Below are 23570 nucleotides of genomic sequence, written 5' to 3' on the forward strand. Positions count from 1 at the left end.
AAAGTCACCTTTGCGTTGAATTTTCGGCCCAACAGAACGCACTAAATAGCCGGAGTGAAAGACAGGTTCAAAATTTACACGTCGAGCACTCAGCGCTTGATACCTAATATAAGGGCTACGACTCGTAGCCAGATTTGCCGCCTTTATATACCCCCCAATAAATCTCTCACTTAGCCATGGATAATAATCTGGCCTGACATCCACATCGCCCTCAACTTTAATAGCCGCACCACTACCTGGGGAATTGCTTCGATCAAACAGCACAATAACGCCGCCACCCTCGCCGTGGGCGACGCTTTCACCAAACTGGCTCGTTCCCTCATATCTGATGCCAAATGTGACGTTGCTCAGCCTCCATCGACAACGCCCCCCCCGGTCAACAGGCAGTTCAGTGCGCAAGACATTAGTATCGCCTTCACGCACAGACTGCACATCCAGTCGCCTATACCCATCCCGCTTATATGGGTCTCCATCCATATCATAAGCAACAGAGGTACACACGGTTGAGCGGTAAAGCGCCTCCACTTCGCGCGCCGCCAATTCACTGGGTACCTTGACCCTTAGGATTACCTTTTCACCCTCAACATATGGCAGTACCTCATCGCCCTTGGCAGAAACCTCAAGCCCTAACGTTGAACATAGGAACAACACTGGCAGCACCCTAATTCTCATAATGCACCCTGAAGCAAATAATTTGTTAACAGTACGTTTTTTCACAATATACTTTCGGCCCCGTCGCGGCCTCAAACCTGCGCAACGCATCCGATCCACCGTCAATCTGTCGCGTCACTACCAAGGCCTTACCCAAACGATTTTGCAAATCTAAAAACATGCGATTTCTTTGAAATTCACTTTCAGGGATGCGTTCGCTGTTACTCATCATCTGTTGTTCAAATTTGCTCCTCTGAATTTGCCGGGCTTGTATGCGCTCAGGGCTGATCGACTCCAGGAGCTGATTGTGAATATAGGGCTGATACTCATCCATGGAATGATTCCCGGCACTCAAACGACCGCCCAAGTCGGGATTTTTGTAAGGCTTGAAAAACTTATTCCTATCCTCCGCAGCTAAAGAGTTAACCAATCGCTTCTGAGCTTTCTCTGCCTCCAAATCGTCCGATTCATCCAAGCTAGGCACTAGAAAAAGCTTGGTTCTCTCGGGTAGCCGGTAAAGGATCTTTATAGGATACGCCGGCCCGCTCCTTCCGCCACGGTATGCGGGAAACGGCTTGCTTTTCCGTTCGACGTGCTGCTCAGTCATCAAGAACAATACAATTTCACCATGATGACTAAACGGATCGCCAAACTCGAAAAAGATACTTGCCGCCATCTTAGCCATTGACCACTTTAGCCCCAAGCTGGTCCCCAACGGACCGTAGAGTTTGTAGAAGTGACTATCCAGGTCTGCTTCAGGAGGAACTTGAGGAACAAAATCAGAGTCATTCACATGTCTAAAATGACGCAACCAACTTAAACCCTTAACAGCATCAAGTGTAAACGTTCGCGGCATTCCGTACGTATACACTAGTGGATCTCGCTCTTTAAGTGAGGCTGCATGAATCAAAGCCAGCGCCCCGCCTAAACTATGTCCACAAACAAACAAATCTCTACCCTCGGCCCTCTGAGGGAAATATCTTTTAAATGTTTCTGAATACACTTCTCGTGCCACCTTGAATGCCTGAAAAAATCCCGTATGTACACTCCCTTGCGCCACCAAATCAGGACAAGGCACTCTGAAATCACAATTATATTCATTCGACGGCCTTACCGGCCTGAAAGAGACATCTGTAACAATATCTTTGATTTTAGTTGGTTCGGTACCACGCCAAACCACCAGCCACTGCGTTTTACTTAACGCATAAAAAAATTGAGTATGTCCCTGGGGCGGCTTTGCTTTGTTTGTATCCATGAGCTCGGCAGATGTATAACGATTCTTGAATGGCACATCCACAACCAAGCATGGCCACGCTTGGCCTTTACTATCCACCCGCGGAGTCCGAGATAGATCCATACACTGGTGCGCAAAGAAGAATGATACCGAGCCGTATACATCAGGCAACTCATCACTGTAAGACAGGATGCTCATTAACCCTAAATTGTAAGCATTTGCCAAACTATAATGCTGCTGGTGGTGCAAGACCAGTGACCAAGCTCGGAACGGACACACTTCGACCACATGCCGCATGCTCAGTTGTTCATACACCACCGTAAAACCATTAAATTCTGGATCTGGAAAATGAAACTCTGGCAGAACCTGCAAGTCCTCTTCATTTCCAAGACTAGGTAATTGATCACACAACTGACCAATCCGTAAGTAATGATATAAATTACCTTCAGCATGCGCTTGCTTTTCAATCGGTGAAAACCCGGACCGCTGCGGCCCATATAGCGGAGTAGGATCACCTACTCCGGGCCTTGGAGGCTCGGGTCTCTCAGCCCTGAGCCTCCGGGTTGAGAGCTCTTCGGCCAGCGGATCGGCAACCAGTTTCAAACAAATGTCCAATGGATGCAGCCCCTCCAATCGGATCACTCCAGACTCATCACTCTGGCCTGTAAGCACAGCCGCACACCCCGAACGCGTGGCGTCGTTTTCAGCGCGGAAGGGCAAGTTCGCGAGCGGTTCGCCCAACTCGTCCAGCAGCTGAAATTCGACCCAATGCTGCTTTTGCTTGCCGCAAATAACCTCTTTAATTGGGTTGAGTGTATCGGTTCGGTGCAGTACGTCATTCATAAGCATGCAACCCTTCTGAAAACAAGATGACTATCTCTGGGAAATTGAACCAGCCGTACTACTTGACCCACAAGATGGAGCTATTCGCCTATGGGCGCTGGACATTTAATGTATTTAGGCCCTTGCTCTCCTGCACAAACTCATATACCCCAAGGAAAAGGCTGTATCAGCATTCAATTTATCTGGAAATACGATTTCCATTCCGCCCATCGCAGGATGGGACGGCCTCACCGCTTGACAGCGGCGGATACTTTACGAACCGCCCCTCACCCTCACTCGTTATGCAAAAAACAACGAAATAAGCATCGACCGAGCGAGAGGCACTATTTAGTCTAAAAGCGTAGGTCTTACCTACTTCCAACTGTAAGGGCTTCTTGCCTGCCGTTCCCTTTTCAAGCATGTAACCCTCTGGCACTGTCCCATATGCGAAACACTCACCAGGCTTAAGCACCACTGGCGCAGCTTGTTCTTTTAGCACCACTTGCCAAGCATCGACATCTTTCGCGTAACTGTCGTACAGCGTGGCCCACCCCACCGCAAAAGGCGCTGTTTCACTCTTAGGCAGGCATAAGGCCGGCATACCATTTATCGATGCTAAATCTGCATATTTAACTGACCCGATAGGCGTAGCATTAACTGCCTGCAAGGGCACGCAACCACACAGCATAGCCAGTAGAATTCTGATAGACATAGCCACCCCTACCTTGGAAGGTTGGACTTATTGAATGGATCCCTGAGAAACCGCTCTACAGTCCCCGCAAGCAACACTGGATCTTTACTGGAATTAGCAGGATTCCAAACACCTTTGGGGTTGCCTTCGATACAAATCATGTAGTAATCCGAAACAATCTCTCCCTGTTGCTCCATATTGTAATCCGACAGGTCTCCATCCTTAGTAAGGCTGTACTCGTACGCTATGTCGCCTTTGCTCGTAACCGTCAGGCCATGCCTCTTTACGGAATAGCCCAACTGGTACTGCCACACATGTGTCATCTCATGAATGAACAGCGCCTTGTCTTGAGGGTCTGGCGTTGACGAGTAATCATCCCGGTAGTAGCCCGTTTTTTCCGGAAAGTACATCTCACCATTAGGTGTCACTGCCGTATTCTGGAACCCCAGAAACAGCCACCAGCCTTTATGATGAATTTTAACCTTTGAATAATCGACCGCATCTTTGAAAACCGTGCCAGCCATGGCAATTTCACCAGCGGTCAGCGGGCGCTTCTTGCCTTTGGGTAAAGGAATGTCCCTGGTAGAATTGCCGAAATCCTGATTTGTAGTAGAAATATCACTGGAGCTCAGATCAATCTCCAAGGGGTCTTCTGCCATTCGGGCAGGGCGACAGCCCTCCTCAATAGACTCAGGCGGGTACAGCATTAGTGTCTTGATCTGGATTGGTACGTCTGTTTCGAATCGCTGGGTACAACCCTGCGCATCGGTAACACCGTCGAAACAGCGACCATCTGCCAGCACGACCCGGTATTTCAGGTTGCTTGCAAGCTGCCCGCTATCACTGCTCAAGCGAAGTTTTTCGTCATAGCCAGCGAATGACTCGGGAAACTCAATTTTCAGGTCACCCGGCACCAGTGTATGAACGCTTATTGTCCTGCCTTCTTTATCGGTCGCCCCTTTGAACAACGCCCCTGACGCAGTGGTAACCTGGTAGCGAGTATGGGGCAAAGGCGCACCAGATTCGTCCTTGAGTACATAGGTGCCCGAATAACCGGTCGGCATCTGCTCTGCGACAGTGGTAAGGCTTTCACTGTCCAGCTTGTCCACATGAGCGGCTTTAAGGTATATGTTGCCAGGCGCCCCGAGTTCGATCTCGCCACCGCTCAACCGTATGTAAGCACCACCACAACTGAGCACCAGCGCCTGCTGGGCATGGATCTCTACGTTCCCTTGCAGGCTTTCGAGCTTCATGTCGGTTTTTGCCAGGGCATGCAGATCGCTTTTTTGGGCCTGGACTTGAATGCGGCCGTGGGCAGCCATCATCTGCAAGTCGCCCTCCTGGGCAAGCACGCTTATGCCTGCCTCAGCAGTGGCGGTGATTTCCCCCCCGGCGCAGAGATCAACATTGTGGCCAGCCATAATGCCAACGCTCTCGCCCCCCGATGACACGCATATAGGCTCAGGACTGACTATTCCTATGCCTGCGGGTGCATGCATCACAACGCCTGGCTGCGCCAGCCCTGTCAGGGCTTCCACTAGACGATCCTGGCTGTCGGAATCGTTCGGTGTAGCGTTGGCGTTCGTTGCAGCTTGTGCCAGTGATTGGGCCAGCGAAAGTGCACTTCTCAGTTGCTCGATGGCTTCAGTCATCGTCAACTGAGTACCCAGCGCCTGCTCCTGTTTGTCGGCACTGATGAACAACCCTTTGCCCGCCCGAATCGCTCCCCAATCATCGGTTCGCAGTTCGAAGCCTTCACCACGTTTGTGCTTTTCTACATCCACCAGGTGCCCAAGGTTCAGCTGGCTCTTGCCACTGTGCTCGGTGCTGAGCTTGATGTGCTCCTGCCCACGCGTATCGTCCATGCGCAACTTGTTGTTCGCGGGCGTGCGCAGCACGTTACGTTTGTAGTTGCGCAGCGTGACGTGGTCGGGGTGCTGGCTGTCGTGCAGGGCATGCGCGATGTAGGGGCGGTCAGGGTCGCCCTGCTCGAACGCCACCGCCACTTCAGTGCCGCAGATCAACGGCAGGTGCAGGCCATGGGTGTCGCCGGCGTACGGTCGCGCCAGCCGCAACCAGGCACTCTCCTCACCCGCGCTCCATGTGTCCCGGTCGAACAGGAAGTTCACCCGGTAGCGCCCCTCCATATCGATATGGCCATAGGGGTCGTTCTTGCGGTTGCTGGTGACCCGCGCCGGTACCGTGCCAGCGATCTGCGGCTTTTTCGCCAAGGGCGGTCGAAAACAGATCAACTCTGAGTAGGGAATCGCCTCGAATGTGACCTCCAGGCTGCGGTCCCGTGCCGCTTCGACGGTCACATGGGTCGTGACGACCCCAGGCTCGAAGGCCTGCGGCGCGCCATCCGTAACCGTCACTACTTGCCCTGGGGCAAGTGTCACGCTGCTGCTGATGCCGCTGCAGCGGGTCTGGCCGTTGAGAAAGCGTTCATGGTTCAGGCGCGCATAGAAGTAACCGCTTTCGCTGAGCAGGTCTTCATCCCGGGCAATTGCATCACCCAGCGCGGTATAGGGTTCGCCATAGTGGTAACCCTCGCCATAGGTGCCCGCTGCGCCCCGGCTGTGATCAACCTCGCCTTCCAGAAAAGCGGTAGCATCGCGGTGGTGATAGGCGCGAACGTTGATGTGCTGCTCCACCACCTCGTGGCAAACCTGCAGCGCCCAGACGCCATCCTGCCCACTGCTGGCCAGGCCCGACAACGGCCGATGCGGCAGGCTGATGTCGAACTGATAATGGCGTTGGTGATCGTGAAACTCGACAACGTCGATGAACAGCTTGTCGTTGTGGGTGAAGCGATACCAGATACCGACTTCTGCCAACAAACGGCTGATGAAAGCCAGATCGCTTTCACCGTATTGCATGACCTGCTCACGCCTGGGGTATTCGCGGAGCAGGTCGAACAGGAAGTAATACGCTTCGAACTGATGGCGATTGCGCAAGATGCTTTCGACGATTTCCGGTACCGACTGATGCTGGTAGATCCGGTACTGTTTGCCACGGCTGAGCAGTGCCAACCGCGCCTGCAGGGTTACCTCATAACGGGCTTCGTCCCTGGAACCGGAGACGCGCTTGAAACCGGTGATCACCCCATGCAGCGTGCGCGATGTGGCCTGCGGTATCACATATTGCTGCGCCAGCCCTGACGACCCCATCTGAAAACTGGCGCCCTTGCCAAGGACCGTGGCAGCATCGATGTCCTGCGTCGTAGAGGTGAAGGCCACCGTGTACGTGAACGGCTGGCTCAGCCATTCCTCGCCTTTGAACGACAGTACATCAAGCTCGACGGCATCCAGTTCATCGATTTCAAGCGTGTAGTGGTTGTGGGTGAAGGGGTTTATCGCCTGCGCCATACCTGGGCCCTCTTGGCAGTCAGCGTTGCTGCATCGTATTCGCTAGAAAAGGGCAAAACCGTCGTGAACTGCTGCTCGTGCTTCATGCAGAACGGCGCCCCTAACTATTTCCTCGCAAAAACATGAACTAAACCTCGATTTTTCGCCACTGTTCACGCGCAACTTCGGAAGCGTCCTACAAGAATTGTAAAAACAAGAGATGGCGGTCTTTTTCGTTACCTGCCCTACAGAGCCACTTCAACTAGCGACAATTCTTATTAATGAGCCTGTACTGATCCAAGTCAATAAATGAGATCAAAGGGACGCCTTCAAACCAGTGCATAAATCCCGATCAATATCAACCCGCTGATGCAAATCCAGAACTTTCCTACAAATACATTTTCCACTTCGGCCATATAACGTGCACGTGGTGGGTTGTAACGCGTACTGGCTTCGGTACTGACAAAAAAAGGCCCCCGGGCACAAGTCCCGGGGGCCAAAACGGTTGAGTCATCCAACCAAAGGAGCCTTTATTCCAACACCTCGACGCGCTGGGCCTGCGGCGCCGGTTTGCGCTTGAGCAGCGACAGCACCCAGACAAAGCAGATTGGCACGAACACCACACCCAGCAGGGTGGCACTAAGCATGCCGCCAATTACCCCGGTGCCAATCGCCCTCTGGCTGGCAGCACCGGCACCGCTGGCGATGGCCAGGGGCACCACGCCAAGAATGAAGGCCATCGAGGTCATCACAATGGGCCGGAAGCGCAGGCGCGCAGCCTCGATGGCGGCGTCACGCAGGCTGTAGCCCTTCTCCCACAGCTCCTTGGCAAACTCGACGATCAGAATGGCGTTCTTAGCTGCCAGGCCAATGATGGTGATCAGGCCAACTTTGAAATACACATCGTTGGGCATGCCGGTAACCATCACCGCCAGTACCGCCCCCAGCGCGCCGATCGGCACGATGAGCATCACCGTCAGCGGGATCGCCCAGCTTTCGTACAACGCCACCAGCAGCAGGAACACCACCACAATGGCCAGGGCGAACAGGCTGCTGGCCTGGCCGCTGGAAACCTTTTCCTGGTAGGACAGGCCAGTCCAGGCATAGCCGATACCCGGCGGCAACTCGCTGACCAGGCGTTCCATTTCGGCCATGGCCTGCCCGGTGCTGTAGCCCGGTGCGGCATCCCCGGAAATGCGGATTGACGGGTAGCCGTTGTAACGCACGATCTGCACCGGCCCCTCTTCCCAACGGGTGGTGACAAAGCTGCTGAACGGCACTTGCTGGCCATCGGCGTTCGGCGCGTACAGGCGCAATACGCTTTCCGGCGTCATGCGTTCGCCCTGCTCTGCCTGCACCACCACACGCTGTTGCCGGCCGGCGTTGGTGAAGTCGTTGATCACCGCCGAGCCAAACGCAGTGGCCAGGGTGCTGTTGATGGTCTCGAAGGCCACACCCAGGGCGCGGGCCTTTTCCCGGTCGATATCGACGCGCAGTTGCGGCGCCTCGGCCAGGCCTTCCATCATTGCGTACAAAATGACCGGGTTGCCGTTGGCTTCGCCAAGGATCTTGTCACGGGCCGCCAGCAACGCTTCACGGCCAAGGCCGCCACGGTCGAGCAGGCGCAGGGCAAAACCACCGGCGTTGCCCAGGCCATCGATGGGTGGCGGGTTGACCGCCATGATCGTGCCATCGCCGTAACCGGCAAACTGCGCATTGATCGCCTGGGTTTCGGCGTCCACCGATTGCCCGGCGCCACGTACCGACCAGTCTTTGTAGGTAGGGAACGCCAGCGCGGCGTTCTCGCCCATGCCCGAGAAGCTGAAACCGCTGACCATGAACGCCGACGCCAGTGCCTCACGCGACATCAGGAACTGCTCGAGGGCCTGCCCGGTCGCGTCGGTGCGCACACGGCTGGCCCCCGGCGGCAACTGCACGTCGACAATCGCGTAGCCTTGGTCTTCAACCGGCACGAAGGACTCCGGCAAACGCAGGTAGAAGTAGCCGAGCATCGCCAGGATGCCGACATACACCAGCATGTAGCGGCCGGCACGCCGTACCAGGGTTGTGTTCATGACCGAATAGCGCTCGGTCAGCCGGGCGAAGCCACGGTTGAAGGCGCCGAAGAACCCGCGCTTCTCATGGTGCCCGGGGGCCACCGGCTTGAGCAGCGTGGCGCACAGGGCCGGGGTGAAGGTGAGCGCCAGAAAGCCCGAGAACAGGATCGACACCGCCAACGACAGCGAGAACTGCTGGTAGATCACCCCCACCGAGCCTGACATGAACGCCAGCGGCATGAACACCGCCGACAGCACCAGGGTGATGCCGATGATCGCGCCAGACACCTGGCCCATCGCCTTGATGGTGGCGTCAACCGGCGACAGCCCTTCCTCGGCCATGATGCGCTCGACGTTCTCTACCACCACGATGGCGTCGTCGACCAGGATGCCGATGGCCAGCACCATGCCGAACATGGTCATCATGTTCACCGAGAAGCCCAGCAGTTTCATCACCATCAACGTACCCAGCAGGCACACGGGCACCACGATCGACGGGATCAAGGTGTAGCGGATGTTCTGCAGGAACAGGAACATCACCAAAAACACCAGGACCATGGCTTCGAGCAGGGTGTGAATGACCTTTTCAATGGCCACGTCGACAAAGCGCGAGGTGTCATACGGCACCGAGTATTCGACCCCCTCGGGGAAGAACGCGCTCAGCTCGGCCAGGCGATCCTTGACCAGCTCGGCGGTTTTCAACGCATTGGCGCCCGGCGCCAGCTGCACCGCACCAGCCACGGCGGGCTTGCCGTTCAGGCGCGAAGCAAAGTTGTAGCTTTCCATGCCTACTTCCAGGCGGGCGACGTCGGCCAGGCGCACCAACGAACCGTCCGGGTTGGCGCGCAGCACCACACGGCCAAACGCCTGTGGGTCGTCCAGGGTGCCTTGCACGGCCAGGGTGGCGGTCAGCTCCTGCTGGCTACTGCCCGGCGCGCTGCCGAAGCTGCCGGCAGGCACCTGCACGTTCTGCCCGCGAATGGCGTTGCTCACGTCATCGATCGACAGCCCGTAGCCCACCAGCTTCTGCGGGTCGACCCAGACGCGCATGGCCGCTTCCGACGAGAAGAACTGCAACTTGCCCACGCCCGGTACCCGGCGTAGCTCATTGTTGATGTTGCGCGCCGCGTAGTCGCCCAACGCCGTGGTGTCGGCTTTGCCAGCGCCGTCCTTGTAACTGAGGGCGTAGATCAGCAAGAAGCCGGCGCTGGTCTGCTCAACCTGGATACCCTGGGTGATCACCGCCTGCGGCATGCGTGCTTCGGCCTTTTTAAGGCGGTTTTGCACATCGACCTGGGCCAGCTCCGGGTCGGTACCCGGCTCGAAGGTGACCACCACTTCGGCCATGCCGTTGGAGTTGTTGGTGGACTCGAAGTACAGCAGGTTCTTGGCGCCGTTGAGCGACTCCTCGATGATGCTGGTGACCGAGTCCACCAGTACCTTGGCCGAAGCGCCCGGGTAGGTGGCGGTGATGGTGATCTGGGGTGGCGCCACGTTGGGGTACTGGGCCACCGGCAGGGTGGGGATTACCAGCAGCCCGGCCAGGGAAATGAACAGCGCCACGACCCAGGCAAAATTCGGCCGTTTGATGAAGAACTTGGACATTGCGTTACCCTCGCCTTAACGCACGGCGGCTTGTTGCGCCGGGGCCGGTGTTACCGGCATGCCCGGGGCCAGGCCGGCAGGGCTGCCGACGATCACCTGGTCACCTGGCCGCAGGCCTTCGGTGACCTGCCAGCGGGCGCCGTGCATGACACCTGTGCGCACACTGCGCGCCTCGGCAACCCCGCCGATGCCCACCAGCATTACCCGGGCCTCGCCGTCGCCACCGCGCTGAATGGCGCGCTGCGGTACCAGGATGGCCTGGTTGTCGGTGCCTTGGGGGGTGCGCACGCGCACATACATGCCCGGCAGCAAGATGCCATCAGCATTGTCGAAGCGACCGCGAAGGGTGACCTGGCCGGTGCCGCGGTCCACCGCGATATCCGTGAACATCAGCGCGCCCTGGCGCTCGTAGTCGGTGCCTTCTACCCGGGCCGTCAGGGCCTGCTGGTCGCCGGCGGCCAGTGCACCGTCCTTCAGCGCCTGGCGCAGGCGCAGGGCGTCGGCGGCGGACTGGGTGAAATCGACGTAGATCGGGTCCAGTTGCTGCACGCGCGCCATCAGCGTGGCGTCGCCCTGCCCCACCAGCGCACCTTCGGTGACCAGCGCCCGGCCAATGCGCCCGGAAATCGGCGCCTTGACCGTGGCGTAGCCCAGGTTCAGGCGTGCCGTCTCGACATCAGCCTGGGCCGAACGCACGGCGGCCTGGCCACTGCGCAGGTTGGCGCTGGCAGTGTCGAAATCCTGCTGGCTGACGGCCTGTATCTTCACCAACGGCTGGTAGCGCTGCACCCGCGCCTGGGCTTCGAACATCACCGACTGGGCCCGGGCCAGGTCGGCTTCGGCGCGGGCCAGTGCAGCCTTGAACGGTGCCGGGTCGATCTGGAACAGCACGTCGCCGGCCTTGACGTCGGCGCCCTCTTCAAACCCCTTGTGCAGGACGATGCCTGCCACCCGGGCACGCACCTCGGCCACGCGCATGGGTTCGACCCGGCCGGGCAGGGTTGCCGCCAGGGTCAGGGGTTCGCTGGCGACCGTTACGGTCTGGACTGGAAAGGCGTTCTGCGCCTCGGTCGGCGGCGCTTCAGCCGCGCCGCAGCCAGCCAGGACGACGGCCGCCGCCAGGCAACTGGCCATTCCTATTGCACGCAAGTTGCTCATGATTCACCCGAGCTTTAAATGGAAAAACGGCTCGGATGATAGGCATGAGCGCAAAATGAGTCAATTTTGTCTCATTTGATACTTTGTTAATAATTGTGAAACCAGGAACTCATGCGATCTCTGTAGGAGCGGCCTTGTGTCGCGATCGGGCGCGAAGCGGCCGAAATTCAGGCGCCGCCGTTTGTCAGACAGTTACGGGATGCAGGTTTGGCGGCCGCTTCGCGCCCGATCGCGACACAAGGCCGCTCCTACAGGAATCGCAAAGCTCAGCGGATCTGGTGCTTGTGCAGCAACCGGTAAAAGGTTGGCCGCGATATTCCCAGCACCTTGGCCGCCACGCTCATGTTATCGCTGTGCCGGTTGAGCACGTCGCACAACGCCTGGCGCTCGGCCCGTTGCTTGTATTCTTCCAGCGTACCCAGCGGCTGTTGCCCCTGGTCGATTGTCAGCAGGCCCAGGTCCTGCGCCTCGATCTGTCGGCCTTCGGCCAACACCAGGCCGCGTCGTACGCGGTTGGCCAGTTCTCGCACGTTGCCCGGCCAGTCATGCCTGCCCATGGCCGCCAGGGCATGGTCGCTGAACGAACGTGGCCGACGCCCGGTTTCCAGGCTGTAGAAATGGGCAAAATGGCTGGCCAGCATCGACAAGTCACCATGCCGGTCACGCAGCGGCGCGGTCACCACTTGCAACACATTCAGCCGGTAATACAGGTCTTCACGGAAACGCCCTTGCTCGATGGCCCTTTCCAGGTCCACATGGGTCGCGGCCAGCACGCGTGCATCCACCGGGATCGGCTGGCTGCCGCCCACCCGCTCGATATGCTTCTCCTGCAAGAAGCGCAGCAGGTTGGCTTGCAACTCCAGTGGCAGATCACCGATTTCATCAAGAAACAGGGTGCCGCCATGGGCCGCCTCGATGCGCCCGGTCTTGCGTTGGTGAGCCCCGGTAAAGGCGCCTTTCTCATGGCCGAACAGTTCCGACTGGATAAGGTGTTCGGGAATGGCGCCGCAGTTGATGGCGATGAACGGCTGCTCGCTGCGTTGCGACTGCCGGTGCAGGGTACGGGCCACCAGTTCCTTGCCGGTACCGCTTTCACCACGGATCAGCACGGGCGACTCGGTGGGCGCCAGTTTGCCCAGCAGCTTGCGCAGCTCTCGAATCGGGCGGCTTTCGCCCAGTAGTTCGTGGGTGGACTCATCCACCTTGGCGGCCCCTTTGCCACGCAGGCGCGCCATGCCGAAGGCCCGGCCCAGGGTAACCTGCACACGGGAGACATCGAACGGCAAGGTGTGGAAATCGAAGAACCATTCGCAGACGAAATCGCCGAATGCCGGCATCCGTAACTGTTCGGCGCTGAGCACGGCGATCCATTCGGTGTTACTGCGCTTGATCATGTCCTTGACCGCATCCGGTTGCCTCAGGTGCGAAGCCTGCAAGCGCAACAAGCCCACATCACAAGGATGATCCAGCGCCGCGCCGAGCATGCAGCTGTCTACATCCCAACCTGCGTTTCGCAGGCCAGGCAACAAACGGTGGCAGTCGTCGCAGGGGTCGACGATGAGCAGACGGCGTTGAGCGGCGAGCTGTAGCATGACCGATCCTTGGCGCCATTTTTTGGTTTTATGAAGTAAAACAGCAAGTTGTGGCGCCTGTTAAACAGTAGCAACGAAGTTGACAGTTCCCAGTACCGTCTGTCTGCCGACGCATTTTTTTACAAAGTGCCACGGGAATTTTCGCGTTTTATCGACATCACATGGCGGCGCAGGCAACAACGGATTCGACCCTGACAAAAAATTTACACCTAATGTGTGACTTGCCCCCGGACAACGAGCATCAGTACACATAACCCCGCGCTGCACTTCGCGATGAATGAGGCGACTTTGAAGCAACGCGGACTTAACTTCGATGTTTGGGACCATAGAGAGACCGAACCATGAATGCCCCGCTCCGTGTCAACGAAGCACTGCTGATTGCCGACCACGCCTTCGAACCTTTCCAGTGCGTAGCCTGGGATGCACCCAACGGTACTGGTGAGCTGAGCCTGGCAGTGATCGACCGGACCAGCACCCGCATCGGCAGCAAGCAGGTGTCTTCGCGTATCTATTCCGACCCTGCCCAATGGGCCAGCCTGATTGAGGAAGTGCGCGCCGAACTGTGCGAAAAAGGTTACGACCTGCAACCCTGGTCGATGCCGAAGTAATAGCACCCGGCAAACCAAGTGCGTGCAACGCCACGCACTTGTTCAAATGCAAAGTTGCTGCCCTGGCAACTTTTTATATTGCGACATAGTGTCGCGCCAATACGATTCAGTCCAGGATTTTGAATTGCTGCAAGTGCTGGTAATCGGCCTGCAATTGCTCAGCCAGGCGCTGTGCGCGCCCAAGGCGAACGGGCGCCAGTTCCATATCCACCAATAACGTTGCGCAGGGCATGGGCTGTACGGCGTTGCAATGCTGCAGGCGACCATCGGTAAACACCAGGCAACGCACCGCTTCATCCGGGTGGGCACGCTGGCGTGCCTGCAGCCAGTGCCGTGCCTGTTCCAGTGCTGCGATCAGCGGCGTACCGCCACCTGCCCCCAAGGCTTGCAGCCAGGGCTGCAGGGCCGCCGAGGCCTTCAGGCCGTGGCGCTGCCATTGTGGCGTGCGCCCGCTGGCGGTCAGCAGGGCCAGCCGGGCGCGCTGGCGATAGGCCTGGTCGAACAGGGCCGCCAGCAGCCCTTTGGTCTGCGCCAGCGCCTGGTGGCGACGGGTCGAGGCCGAAGCATCGACAATCACCAGCCACAGCTCTGCGGGTTTGGCCTGGCGCAGTTGCCAGCACAGGTCCTGGCGCAGGCGTGGTCGCCCTTTGAGCAAGGTCGGCAGCCAGGCCACTCGCCCAGCCGCTGCACTGCGCGCCCGGCCACGGCTGGCCCCGGCCTGCTTGCCCGCGCCTGGTCTGGCATCCGCCCCTTTGGCAGGTGGCTGGCGAATGCTCAGGGCTTTTTTGCCCAGTTCGGCACCTCACGCCGCGCGCCGCTGGCGACCGGCTGTGCCGGCAATGCCCCCCAGTCACCCTGCCCGCCCTGTTCGCCGGGGTTGCTTGCACCCTGCTGTTCGGGCTGTTGCGGTGCCGACGGCGGGTTGGCCTGGGGCATGACGCGCCGGCGATGGCGCAAGGCAAACTCGGCCACGGCATCAACATCGGCTTCCTCGATGGCCGCACCACCGCGCCAGGCGCAATGGGCGCGCGCGGCCCGCAGCCAGACCAGGTCGGCGCGCAGGCCGTCGACACCCGCGGCGTAGCAGCGCTCGGTGATCCAGGCCAGCGCCTGATCATCCAGGGCGATGCCAGTCAAGGCATGGCGCGCCGCCTGGCAGCGTTCGCGCAGTTGCGCCTGGGCCGCAGCCCATTGCGCGCAGAAGGCCTGCGGGTCGCTGTCGAAGGCCAGGCGACGGCGAATGATCTGCTGTCGGGCTTCAGGCTCGGGCAGGCCTTCGAGGGCGACGTTCAGGCCAAACCGGTCAAGCAACTGCGGGCGCAGTTCACCCTCTTCCGGGTTCATGGTGCCGATCAGCACGAAGCGGGCACTGTGCCGATGCGAGATGCCATCGCGCTCGATACGGTTGGTGCCACTGGCCGCCACGTCGAGCAACAGGTCCACCAAGGTATCGGGCAGCAGGTTGACCTCATCCACATACAACACGCCCCCGTCGGCCTGGGCCAGCACGCCTGGTGAAAATTGTGCCTTGCCCTGCCCCAGCGCGGCATCCAGATCCAGGGTGCCGACCAGGCGCTCTTCACTGGCACCCAGTGGCAGGGTGACGAAGGGCCCTTCACCCAGCAGATCCGCCAGGCCACGGGCCAGGGTGCTCTTGGCCATGCCGCGTGGCCCTTCGATCAGCACGCCGCCGATCCTGGGGTCGATGGCGGTCAGGCACAGCGCCAGTTTCAGGTCGTCGGCACCGACCACTGCGGCCAGCGGGAATTGTACGGGTTCACTCATTTCAAGCCTGTTCCTCGCCGTCGAGCAGTTGCGCCTCAAGGGCCTCGCGGTAGTCGCCCGGCGCTTGCCAAAGGCCACGCTGCTGGGCCTCCAGCAGGCGCTCGGTAAGGTCGCGCAGGGCCTCGGGGTTGTGCTCGCGCATGAAGTCGCGGGTGGCCGGGTCGAGCACATAGGCATCGGCCAGCCCCTGGTAATGATGGTCGTCGATCAGGTGCGTGGTGGCGTCAAAGGCAAACAGGTTGTCGACCGTCGCCGCCATCTCGAAAGCACCCTTGTAGCCATGGCGCTTGACCCCGTCGATCCACTTGGGGTTGAGCGCACGGGCACGGATGACCCGGTTCAGCTCCTCCTTGAGGGTGCGGATGCGTGGCCGGTCGGCCTGGCTGTGGTCGCCGTGGTAACTGGCCACTGCTGCACCGGACAAGGTTTCCGACGCGGCCAGCATGCCGCCCTGGAACTGGTAGTAATCGTTGGAATCGAGCAGGTCGTGCTCGTGGTTGTCCTGGTTCTGCAGCACCGCCTGTACCTTGGCCAGGCGCTGGGCGAACTGTGCGCGGGCCGGGGTGCCTTCGTCACTGGCGCCGTAGGCGTAACCACCATGGTTGAGGTAGACCTCGGCCAGGTCATCACGGCTGTGCCACAGGCGCCCGTCGATGGCGTTCTGAACCCCGGCACCATAAGCACCGGGCTTGGCACCGAACACCCGCCAGCCCGCCTGGCGGGCGGCCTGCTCGGCGTCCACGCCCTGCGCTTGCAGCGCCGCACGTTCGCTGCGTACCCGCGCGGCCAGGGGGTTGAGGTCGTCGGGCTCGTCCAGTGCTGCGACTGCCTGCACGGCTGCATCGAACAGCCGAATAAGGTTGCCGAAGGCGTCACGGAAAAAGCCGGAAACACGCAAGGTCACATCCACCCGGGGGCGGTCGAGCAGGCTCAGCGGCAGGATTTCAAAGTCGTCGACGCGCTGGCTGCCGGTGGCCCACACCGGCCGCACGCCCATTAGCGCCATGGCCTGAGCGATGTCGTCGCCGCCGGTGCGCATGGTCGCCGTGCCCCACACCGACAGGCCGAGCTGGCGCAGGTGGTCGCCGTGGTCCTGCAGGTGGCGTTCGAGGATCAGGTTGGCCGAGGCAAAGCCCAGGCGCCAGGCCGTGGTGGTGGGTAGGTTGCGCACGTCCACGGTATAGAAGTTGCGCCCGGTGGGCAGCACGTCGAGGCGCCCACGGCTGGGCGCACCGCTGGGGCCGGCAGGCACGAAGCGGCCGGCCAGCGCTGCCAGCAAGCCGTTCATTTCGGCGCTGCCGCAGGCATCCAGGCTGGGAGCGACTGCGTCGCGCAAGGCCTTGACCACGTCGTGCACCGGATGCCATTCGCTCAGCGCGGGTAACTGTGCGTTGCCTTCCAGCGCCTGCCCGATCACGTGCAGCGCCAGCAGTTCAAGGCGCTCGCGGGTATCCCCACAGGTGCGCCAGGGCTCGCTGCTCATGGCCTGCAACTGCTCTGGGCGTGCGCCCTGCCACGGTTGCCCCAGTTCACAATCGAGCGGGTCGAAACCTGGCACCAGCGCCTTGGCCAATGCCCGCAGCAGGCTGGCATTACCGCCGCGACCGTCGCCACGCTCAACCCGCAGCAGCGCCAGCAAGGTATCCAGGCGCAAGCGGCCTTCAGGCGACTGGCCGAACACGTGCAGGCCATCGCGAATCTGTGATTCCTTCAGGTCGCACAGGTAGGTGTCCAGGCGCGGCAGCCACACGGCAGCATCGTCCAGTTGGCCTTCCAGTTGCAGCTCACGGTCGATGTGGTTGGCCTTGACCAGTTCCAGGATGTCGCGCTGCAACTCACGGGCTCGCCGCGGGTCGAGCATCTGCGCCTCGTAGAACTCGTCGGCCAGCTGTTCCAGGTGACGCAGCGGGCCATAGGTTTCGGCGCGGGTCAGGGGCGGCATCAGGTGGTCGATGATCACTGCCTGGGTGCGACGCTTGGCCTGAGCGCCCTCGCCCGGGTCGTTGACGATGAACGGGTAGATGTTCGGCAGCGGGCCGAGCAAAGCGTCCGGCCAGCACTGTGCCGACAGGCCGACACCCTTGCCGGGCAGCCATTCGAGGTTGCCGTGCTTGCCCACATGGATCACCGCATCGGCGGCAAAGGCATGGCGCAGCCAGAAGTGAAACGCCAGGTAGCCGTGCGGTGGCACCAGGTCTGGGTCGTGGTACACCGCGCTGGGGTCTACCTGATAACCCCGGGCCGGTTGTATGCCGACGAAGGTCAGGCCATAGCGCAGGCCGGCGACCATCAGCCTGCCGCCGCGGTACATCGGGTCCTGCTCGGGTGGCCCCCAGCGTTCCAGCACGGCCTGGCGGTTGGCCTGCGGCAGGCGCTCGAACGCGGCCTGATAGTCCGCCAGGCTCAGGCTCTGGGCGCAGGGGCGCAGGTCGAGTTGGTCGAGGTCGTTGGTAACGCCACCAAACAACTGGTGGATCAGTTGCGTGCCACTGCCCGGCAGACTCGCCAGCGGATAGCCCTCGGCCTGAAGCGCCTTGAGGATGTTCAGGGCGGCAGCAGGCGTGTCCAGGCCAACGCCATTGCCAATGCGGCCATCGCGGGTCGGGTAGTTGGCCAGCACCAGGGCCACACGCTTCTGGGCATTGGGCAGGCGCGCCAGCTCGACCCAGCGGCGGGCCAGTTCGGCAACGAAGTCCATGCGTTCTGGGTGGGCGCGGTAGCACACCACATCAGACTGGCTGCGTTCGCTGCGCCAGGCCATGTCCTTGAAACTGACAGGCCGGGTGATGATGCGCCCGTCCAGTTCAGGCAAGGCAATGTGCATGGCCAGGTCGCGTGCCCCCAGCCCCTGCTCGCTGGCTTCCCAGCCGGGCTGGTTGTCTTGCGCGCAAATGGCCTGTAGCACAGGGATGTCACGACGGAACGGGCGCAGGTTGGGCCGCTCGGGGCTGGACAAGGCAAAACCGGTGGTATTGACCAGCACCTCGGCACCGACCTCGTCCAGCCAGGCTTCGACCTGCTCCAGGCAAGCGCTTTCCTTAAGGCTGGCCACGGCAATCGGCAGCGGGTTCAGCCCGGCAGCCTGGAGGCGCTGGCAAAACACATCGATGAACGCGGTATTGGCCGCCTGCAAGTGCGAGCGGTAGAACAGCAACGGCGCCACCGGGTGTTCGGGGTGCCAGTGCGGGTACCAGTCTTCCAGCACGGCACTGCCCTTGGCCGGGTGATACACGGCGGTGCGCGGCAGCGGTTGCGGCTCGTCCCAGGCATAGTCGCGGCCCAGCCACTGGTTGGCCAGGCAGTTGAACAGGTTGATGGCGTTGGCCTTGCCGCCCTGGCGCAAATAATGCCAGAGGCGCTCGGCCTGCTCGCCGGTGACGCTGCCCAGGCTGGTCAGTTCCGGGTCCGGGCGGTCATCGCCCGGCACCAGGATCAGTTGCACGCCACGGGCGGCCAGCTCGACCAGCTGCTCGACGCCATAGCGCCAGTAGCCAACGCCACCGTGCAGCGACACCAGGATGACCTTGGCATGGCGCAGCACCTGGTCGACATACAAGTCGACCGAGGCGTGGTTCTGCACCTGCATCGGGTTGGCCAGGCGCAGGCTGGGGTAGCCTTCGGGCAATTGCTCGGCGGTGTCGGCGAGCAATGCCAGGTGTGAATCGCCACTGCAGAGAATCACCAGCTCGGCGGGTGTCTGGCCGAGGTCGGCAATGCTGTCATCCGGCACAAAGCCGCCGGGCTGGGTCCGCAGCAGGTGCATGGGTCAGGCGCCCAGTGCCTGGCGCAGGCGCGCTTCCAGCTGAGCAGCATCCAGGTCCTGGCCGATCAGGACCAGGCGGGTAATGCGCGGCTCGTCGGCGCGCCAGGCGCGGTCGAAGTGCTTGTCGAAACGGGTACCCACGCCTTGTACCAGCAGGCGCATCGGCTTGCCCGGGATGGCGGCGAAACCTTTGGCGCGCAGCACGCCGAACTCCACCACCAGCTGCGTCAGGGCGTCGAGCAGCAGGCTTTCGTCGGCCTCTGGCAGGTCGATGGAGATGGAATCGAAGGCGTCGTGGTCATGGTCGTCATGGTCGTCGCCGTCGTGGTGCGAGTCGTGATGGGTACGGCGGCCATCAATATGCGCCTCGGACTCGGCGCCCACGCCCAGCAGCACTTCCAGTGGCAGCTTGCCGCTGCTGGCCTCGATCACTTTCACCGCTGGCGGCAGTTCCTCGGCCACTTCGGCGCGGACCTTGGCCAGGCCTTCGGCGTCGATCAGGTCGGCCTTGTTCAGCACCACCAGATCGGCGCTGGCCAGTTGGTCGGCGAACAGTTCGTGCAGTGGCGATTCATGGTCCAGGTTAGGGTCCAGCTTGCGCTGGGCATCGACCTGGTCCGGGTAGGCGGCAAAGGTGCCAGCGGCCACGGCCGGGCTGTCGACCACGGTGATCACTGCGTCGACGGTGCAGGCGTTGCGGATTTCCGGCCACTGGAAGGCTTGCACCAGAGGCTTGGGCAGCGCCAGGCCGCTGGTTTCGATCAGGATATGGTCCAGGTCGCCACGGCGTGCCACTAACTCACGCATGACCGGGAAGAACTCTTCCTGCACGGTGCAGCACAGGCAGCCATTGGCCAGCTCGTAGACGCGGCCACTGGCCTCTTCTTCTGTGCAACCGATGCTGCACTGTTTGAGGATTTCGCCATCGATACCCAGTTCGCCGAATTCGTTGACGATGACCGCAATGCGGCGGCCCTGGGCGTTGTCGAGCATGTGGCGCAGCAAGGTGGTCTTGCCCGAGCCGAGGAAGCCGGTGACGATGGTGACGGGTAGCTTGGCCAGTGTTTTCATGTCGCATTGCCCTTGGCAGTATGGCGCGGGCATGCAGGACGACAGCCGCGGGCCAGGCCGGCCGGGCTTGTTCGCCACCGGATCACCCCGCCCGGTTGAAAGTCGAAGACGTTGCGAGGCAGGTCTCCTGGCTTGCACCGTTCCATTTGCCCTTTATAAAGCAGGCTGTGGCGGGATGACGCCTTCCCGCGCGCGTGCGCAGTGGCTGTGTCGATCCGTTGTCGGTGCTTACAGTTGCGGGGGCAGCCGCGGCTTGTACCGCGTTCCCGTCTTAGCTTCGGCCTGGCCGAAGAACCTCGAAGTGGCAAGGCTACGCAGTGGCTGGCGGGTGGTCAACCGTTGCGGTTGGCTGTCTGACCACAAGGCGCGCAACTGCGCTACAGTGGCACCCTCACCCACGGCCACGGACGCCCCCATGCACCTCGCCCCTGCCATACCCGTACTGCGCATTTTCTCGGTCGACAAGGCCCGCGAGTTCTACCTCGACTTCCTCGGTTTCAGCATCGACTGGGAGCACCGTTTCAGCCCGGACCTGCCCCTGTACGTACAGATTCATCGCGACGGGCTGATACTGCACCTTTCCGAGCACCACGGTGATGCCTGCCCCGGCTCCACCGTGTTCGCCCGCATCGACGACCTGCGCGCGCTGGAACGTGAGCTGCAGGATAAACAGTACGGCTATGCCCGGCCCGAGGCCGAGCGCCTGGACTGGGGATTGCAGATGCAGGTGTACGACCCGTTCGGCAACCGCTTGCGCTTTTGCCAGCAGATCGATGACGGGGCCAATCCTTGAAGGCCATGGGCAAACGCGAAATGGCCAGGCTGGAGCGAGAGCTGGTCGCATGCCTGACCGAAGCCTGCGAAACCGCCAAGGCAGAGATCGTCGGGTTCAGTTGGCTGACCCATCGGCTTGATCCTGAGGATTTTCCGGCCAGCCTGCGCATCACCTGGGTGTTCGAGCAAGAAGCCGACAAGGCGGCTGCGGTGGCGGGTGACGCCAAGGTGCGCATGCTGGCACTGACCGAAGTGGCGCTGGAGCAGGCTGGCATACAACTGGACCACCCGGCCTGGCATGTGCGGTTCGACAGTGAAGAAGCCTGCCAGCAGAGCCACGGCGGGGACTGGGCCAAGCGTTTGAAGGGGCGCTGAGCTTAGGGGCTTGGCGCTGCAAATCTTTCGCCAAACCTCTCGCAGCCCCCCCCGCAGTACCTCCGCCAGTCCGCAAGCAATGCATTGCAGGCTATCAATTCGTGACTGGCCGTTCCCGATCTGCCACGGATGTATTATGGTGGCGTGGTGCGCATATAACAGCAGCCCGAGCGATCGGGCACTTGCAAGACAATGAGGGTGTCATGAGCAACGAAAGCATTAACTGGGACAAGCTGGGTTTCGACTACATCAAGACCGACAAACGCTACCTGTCCGTATGGCGCAATGGCGAGTGGGACAAGGGCACCCTGACCGAAGACAACGTCCTGCACATCAGTGAAGGCTCCACTGCCCTGCACTATGGCCAGCAGTGCTTCGAGGGCCTGAAGGCCTACCGCTGCAAGGACGGTTCGATCAACCTGTTCCGCCCGGACCAGAACGCTGCCCGCATGGCACGCAGCTGCGCCCGCCTGCTGATGCCGCAGGTGCCGACCGATGTGTTCATCGAAGCGTGCAAGCAAGTGGTCAAGGCCAACGAAAAGTTCGTGCCACCGCACGGCAAAGGCGCCCTCTACCTGCGCCCGTTCGTGATCGGCACCGGTGACAACATTGGCGTGCGCACCGCCCCCGAGTTCATCTTCTCGGTATTCGCCATCCCGGTTGGCTCGTACTTCAAGGGCGGCATGAAGCCGCACAACTTCCAGATCTCCAGCTTCGACCGTGCCGCCCCACAAGGCACCGGCGCGGCCAAGGTCGGTGGCAACTACGCCGCCAGCCTGCAGCCGGGCGCTGAAGCGAAGAAAGCCAACTTCGCCGACGCCATCTACCTCGACCCGCTGACCCACACCAAGATCGAGGAAGTCGGCTCGGCCAACTTCTTCGGCATCACCGCCAACAACGAGTTCGTCACCCCGAAATCGGCCTCGGTACTGCCAGGCATCACCCGCCTGTCGCTGATGGAACTGGCGCAATCGCGCCTGGGCCTGACCGTGATCGAAGGCGACGTGGAAATCAACAAGCTGGACCGCTTCATTGAAGCAGGCGCTTGCGGTACCGCGGCGGTGATCACCCCGATCGGCGGTATCGAGTACAACGGCAAGCTGCACGTGTTCCACGACCTGGAAAAGGTCGGCCCGGTTACCCAGAAGCTCTATAACGAGCTGACCGGCATCCAGAGCGGCGATGTCGAAGCACCGGCAGGCTGGATCGTCAAGGTCGCCTGAGGCGCCTTGGCGCAATGAAAGCGGGGCATGCCAGTAATGGCATGCCCCTTTTTTTGCCTTTATGAAAGTTGCGCAATCCCTTGTAGGAGCGGCCTTGTGTCGCGAAAGGGCCGCGCAGCGGCCCCGGTTTTCAGCTTCGCCGCGTAGATTGCCGGGGCCGCTGCGCGGCCCTTTCGCGACACAAGGCCGCTCCTACGGGGACCGCGTCGCCCACGCGATTCAGGCAAGGCGGCGCTGCATCACGCAGTGCCGGGCTTTGTCGAAAGCCCAGTTGTACAGCACGGTGTAGGGCAGGATGACCACGAAGAAGCCCAGCTCCACCATGAACGCCTGCAGCAGCGAAATATCCAGCATCCACGCCGCCACCGGCAGGCACCACACCACCAGCCCGGCCTCAAAGCCCAAACCGTGCACAAAACGCGCACTGGCTTTCCAGTGGATGCGTTCGGTCCGCACCCAGCGATCGACCAGCGCGTTGTAGGCCATGTTCCACAGCATGGCGATTACCGACAAGGTCACTGCCAATGCGCCTGCCGTCGCCAGCGACTTGCCCATCACCCAGGACAACAGCGGTGCGCACAGCAGCACGGCGAACAGTTCGTAGCCCACGGCGTGTACCAGGCGTTCGGTGAAGGAGACCGTTTTCATTGCAAATCCCATCCGTTGCGTAAGTCGTGCCCCTATTTTCTTTGACGAAACCGATACTCACCACATAGCTACCATCGGTTTCATCAATAGAATGCGCTACTCACACCCCTCAGGCTTCAAGCACCATCCTTGGCAAAGAAAGCCGAGGTTACTTGCAACTGTGCCT

Annotated in this window: 15 protein-coding genes, 1 pseudogene and 1 riboswitch; of the genes and pseudogenes, 4 read left to right on the top strand and 12 right to left on the bottom strand. The window is 60.7% G+C overall.

The features are described 5' to 3' along the window. From ACQKPZ_RS13585 to ACQKPZ_RS13615, 7 genes and pseudogenes are all read right to left on the bottom strand, one after another. Nucleotides 1–717: hypothetical protein (locus tag ACQKPZ_RS13585; RefSeq protein WP_427538777.1), on the bottom strand; the 717-nt coding region annotated here is incomplete at its 3' end. Continuing rightward, complete coding sequence (locus ACQKPZ_RS13590) at nucleotides 698–2728, bottom strand: lipase family protein (protein ID WP_427538780.1); 2031 nt, start codon at nucleotides 2726–2728, stop codon at nucleotides 698–700. The genes ACQKPZ_RS13585 and ACQKPZ_RS13590, both read right to left, overlap by 20 nt. Before the next feature lie 178 nt (nucleotides 2729–2906). Further along, entirely contained in the window at nucleotides 2907–3419 is a 513-nt protein-coding gene (locus tag ACQKPZ_RS13595) for a hypothetical protein (RefSeq protein ID WP_427538783.1), read from the bottom strand. A 1088-nt stretch (nucleotides 3420–4507) separates the two neighbouring features. Continuing rightward, nucleotides 4508–6766: pseudogene (locus ACQKPZ_RS13600) on the bottom strand (type VI secretion system Vgr family protein); the annotation flags it as partial. 509 nt (nucleotides 6767–7275) lie between these two features. Next, entirely contained in the window at nucleotides 7276–10407 is a 3132-nt protein-coding gene (locus tag ACQKPZ_RS13605) for a multidrug efflux RND transporter permease subunit (protein ID WP_427538786.1), read from the bottom strand. A gap of 15 nt (nucleotides 10408–10422) precedes the next feature. Then, entirely contained in the window at nucleotides 10423–11565 is a 1143-nt protein-coding gene (locus tag ACQKPZ_RS13610) for a MexC family multidrug efflux RND transporter periplasmic adaptor subunit (protein ID WP_427538789.1), read from the bottom strand. A 266-nt stretch (nucleotides 11566–11831) separates the two neighbouring features. Further along, a complete protein-coding gene (locus ACQKPZ_RS13615; protein WP_391133605.1) occupies nucleotides 11832–13157 on the bottom strand; it encodes a sigma-54 dependent transcriptional regulator in 1326 nt (441 codons plus the stop codon). A gap of 341 nt (nucleotides 13158–13498) precedes the next feature. On the opposite strand from ACQKPZ_RS13615, the gene ACQKPZ_RS13620 reads away from it, so the two are divergent. After that, the gene (locus ACQKPZ_RS13620) at nucleotides 13499–13765 is read left to right on the top strand and encodes a hypothetical protein (protein ID WP_013972506.1); all 267 of its coding nucleotides are present in this window, start codon (nucleotides 13499–13501) and stop codon (nucleotides 13763–13765) included. Between the two features lie 106 nt (nucleotides 13766–13871). Here the strand turns inward: ACQKPZ_RS13620 and ACQKPZ_RS13625 are convergent, their stop codons facing one another. The 4 genes from ACQKPZ_RS13625 to cobW form a co-directional block, all read right to left on the bottom strand. Continuing rightward, nucleotides 13872–14438: a vWA domain-containing protein gene (locus ACQKPZ_RS13625; RefSeq protein ID WP_427538792.1), complete on the bottom strand. Its 567-nt coding sequence runs from the start codon at nucleotides 14436–14438 to the stop codon at nucleotides 13872–13874. 101 nt (nucleotides 14439–14539) lie between these two features. Next, a complete protein-coding gene (locus ACQKPZ_RS13630) occupies nucleotides 14540–15550 on the bottom strand; it encodes an ATP-binding protein (RefSeq protein ID WP_427538795.1) in 1011 nt (336 codons plus the stop codon). 1 nt (nucleotide 15551) lies between these two features. Further along, nucleotides 15552–19313, bottom strand: a complete 3762-nt coding sequence (gene cobN / locus ACQKPZ_RS13635; RefSeq protein ID WP_427538798.1) for a cobaltochelatase subunit CobN — start codon at nucleotides 19311–19313, stop codon at nucleotides 15552–15554. A 3-nt stretch (nucleotides 19314–19316) separates the two neighbouring features. Beyond that, on the bottom strand, nucleotides 19317–20384 hold the full coding sequence (gene cobW / locus ACQKPZ_RS13640) for a cobalamin biosynthesis protein CobW (RefSeq protein WP_403195973.1): 1068 nt from the start codon (nucleotides 20382–20384) through the stop codon (nucleotides 19317–19319). 100 nt (nucleotides 20385–20484) lie between these two features. Continuing rightward, nucleotides 20485–20698: riboswitch (cobalamin riboswitch) on the bottom strand. Between the two features lie 101 nt (nucleotides 20699–20799). On the opposite strand from cobW, the gene ACQKPZ_RS13645 reads away from it, so the two are divergent. The 3 genes from ACQKPZ_RS13645 to ACQKPZ_RS13655 all read left to right on the top strand — a co-directional run bounded on the left by ACQKPZ_RS13645 (nucleotide 20800) and on the right by ACQKPZ_RS13655 (nucleotide 22756). Then, nucleotides 20800–21177 (top strand): glyoxalase superfamily protein, encoded by a 378-nt coding sequence (locus tag ACQKPZ_RS13645; RefSeq protein WP_427538801.1) that lies wholly within the window; start codon nucleotides 20800–20802, stop codon nucleotides 21175–21177. Further along, on the top strand, nucleotides 21174–21533 hold the full coding sequence (locus ACQKPZ_RS13650) for a hypothetical protein (RefSeq protein ID WP_427538804.1): 360 nt from the start codon (nucleotides 21174–21176) through the stop codon (nucleotides 21531–21533). Before ACQKPZ_RS13645 ends, ACQKPZ_RS13650 begins: the two co-directional genes overlap by 4 nt. A 203-nt stretch (nucleotides 21534–21736) precedes the next feature. Next, nucleotides 21737–22756 (top strand): branched-chain amino acid aminotransferase, encoded by a 1020-nt coding sequence (locus ACQKPZ_RS13655; RefSeq protein WP_027916771.1) that lies wholly within the window; start codon nucleotides 21737–21739, stop codon nucleotides 22754–22756. 219 nt (nucleotides 22757–22975) lie between these two features. Here the strand turns inward: ACQKPZ_RS13655 and ACQKPZ_RS13660 are convergent, their stop codons facing one another. Next, a complete protein-coding gene (locus tag ACQKPZ_RS13660) occupies nucleotides 22976–23404 on the bottom strand; it encodes a multidrug/biocide efflux PACE transporter (RefSeq protein ID WP_427538807.1) in 429 nt (142 codons plus the stop codon). Nucleotides 23405–23570: the final 166 nt, after the last annotated feature.

Source organism: Pseudomonas sp. NPDC089547 (assembly GCF_050280665.1).
Classification (GTDB): domain Bacteria; phylum Pseudomonadota; class Gammaproteobacteria; order Pseudomonadales; family Pseudomonadaceae; genus Aquipseudomonas.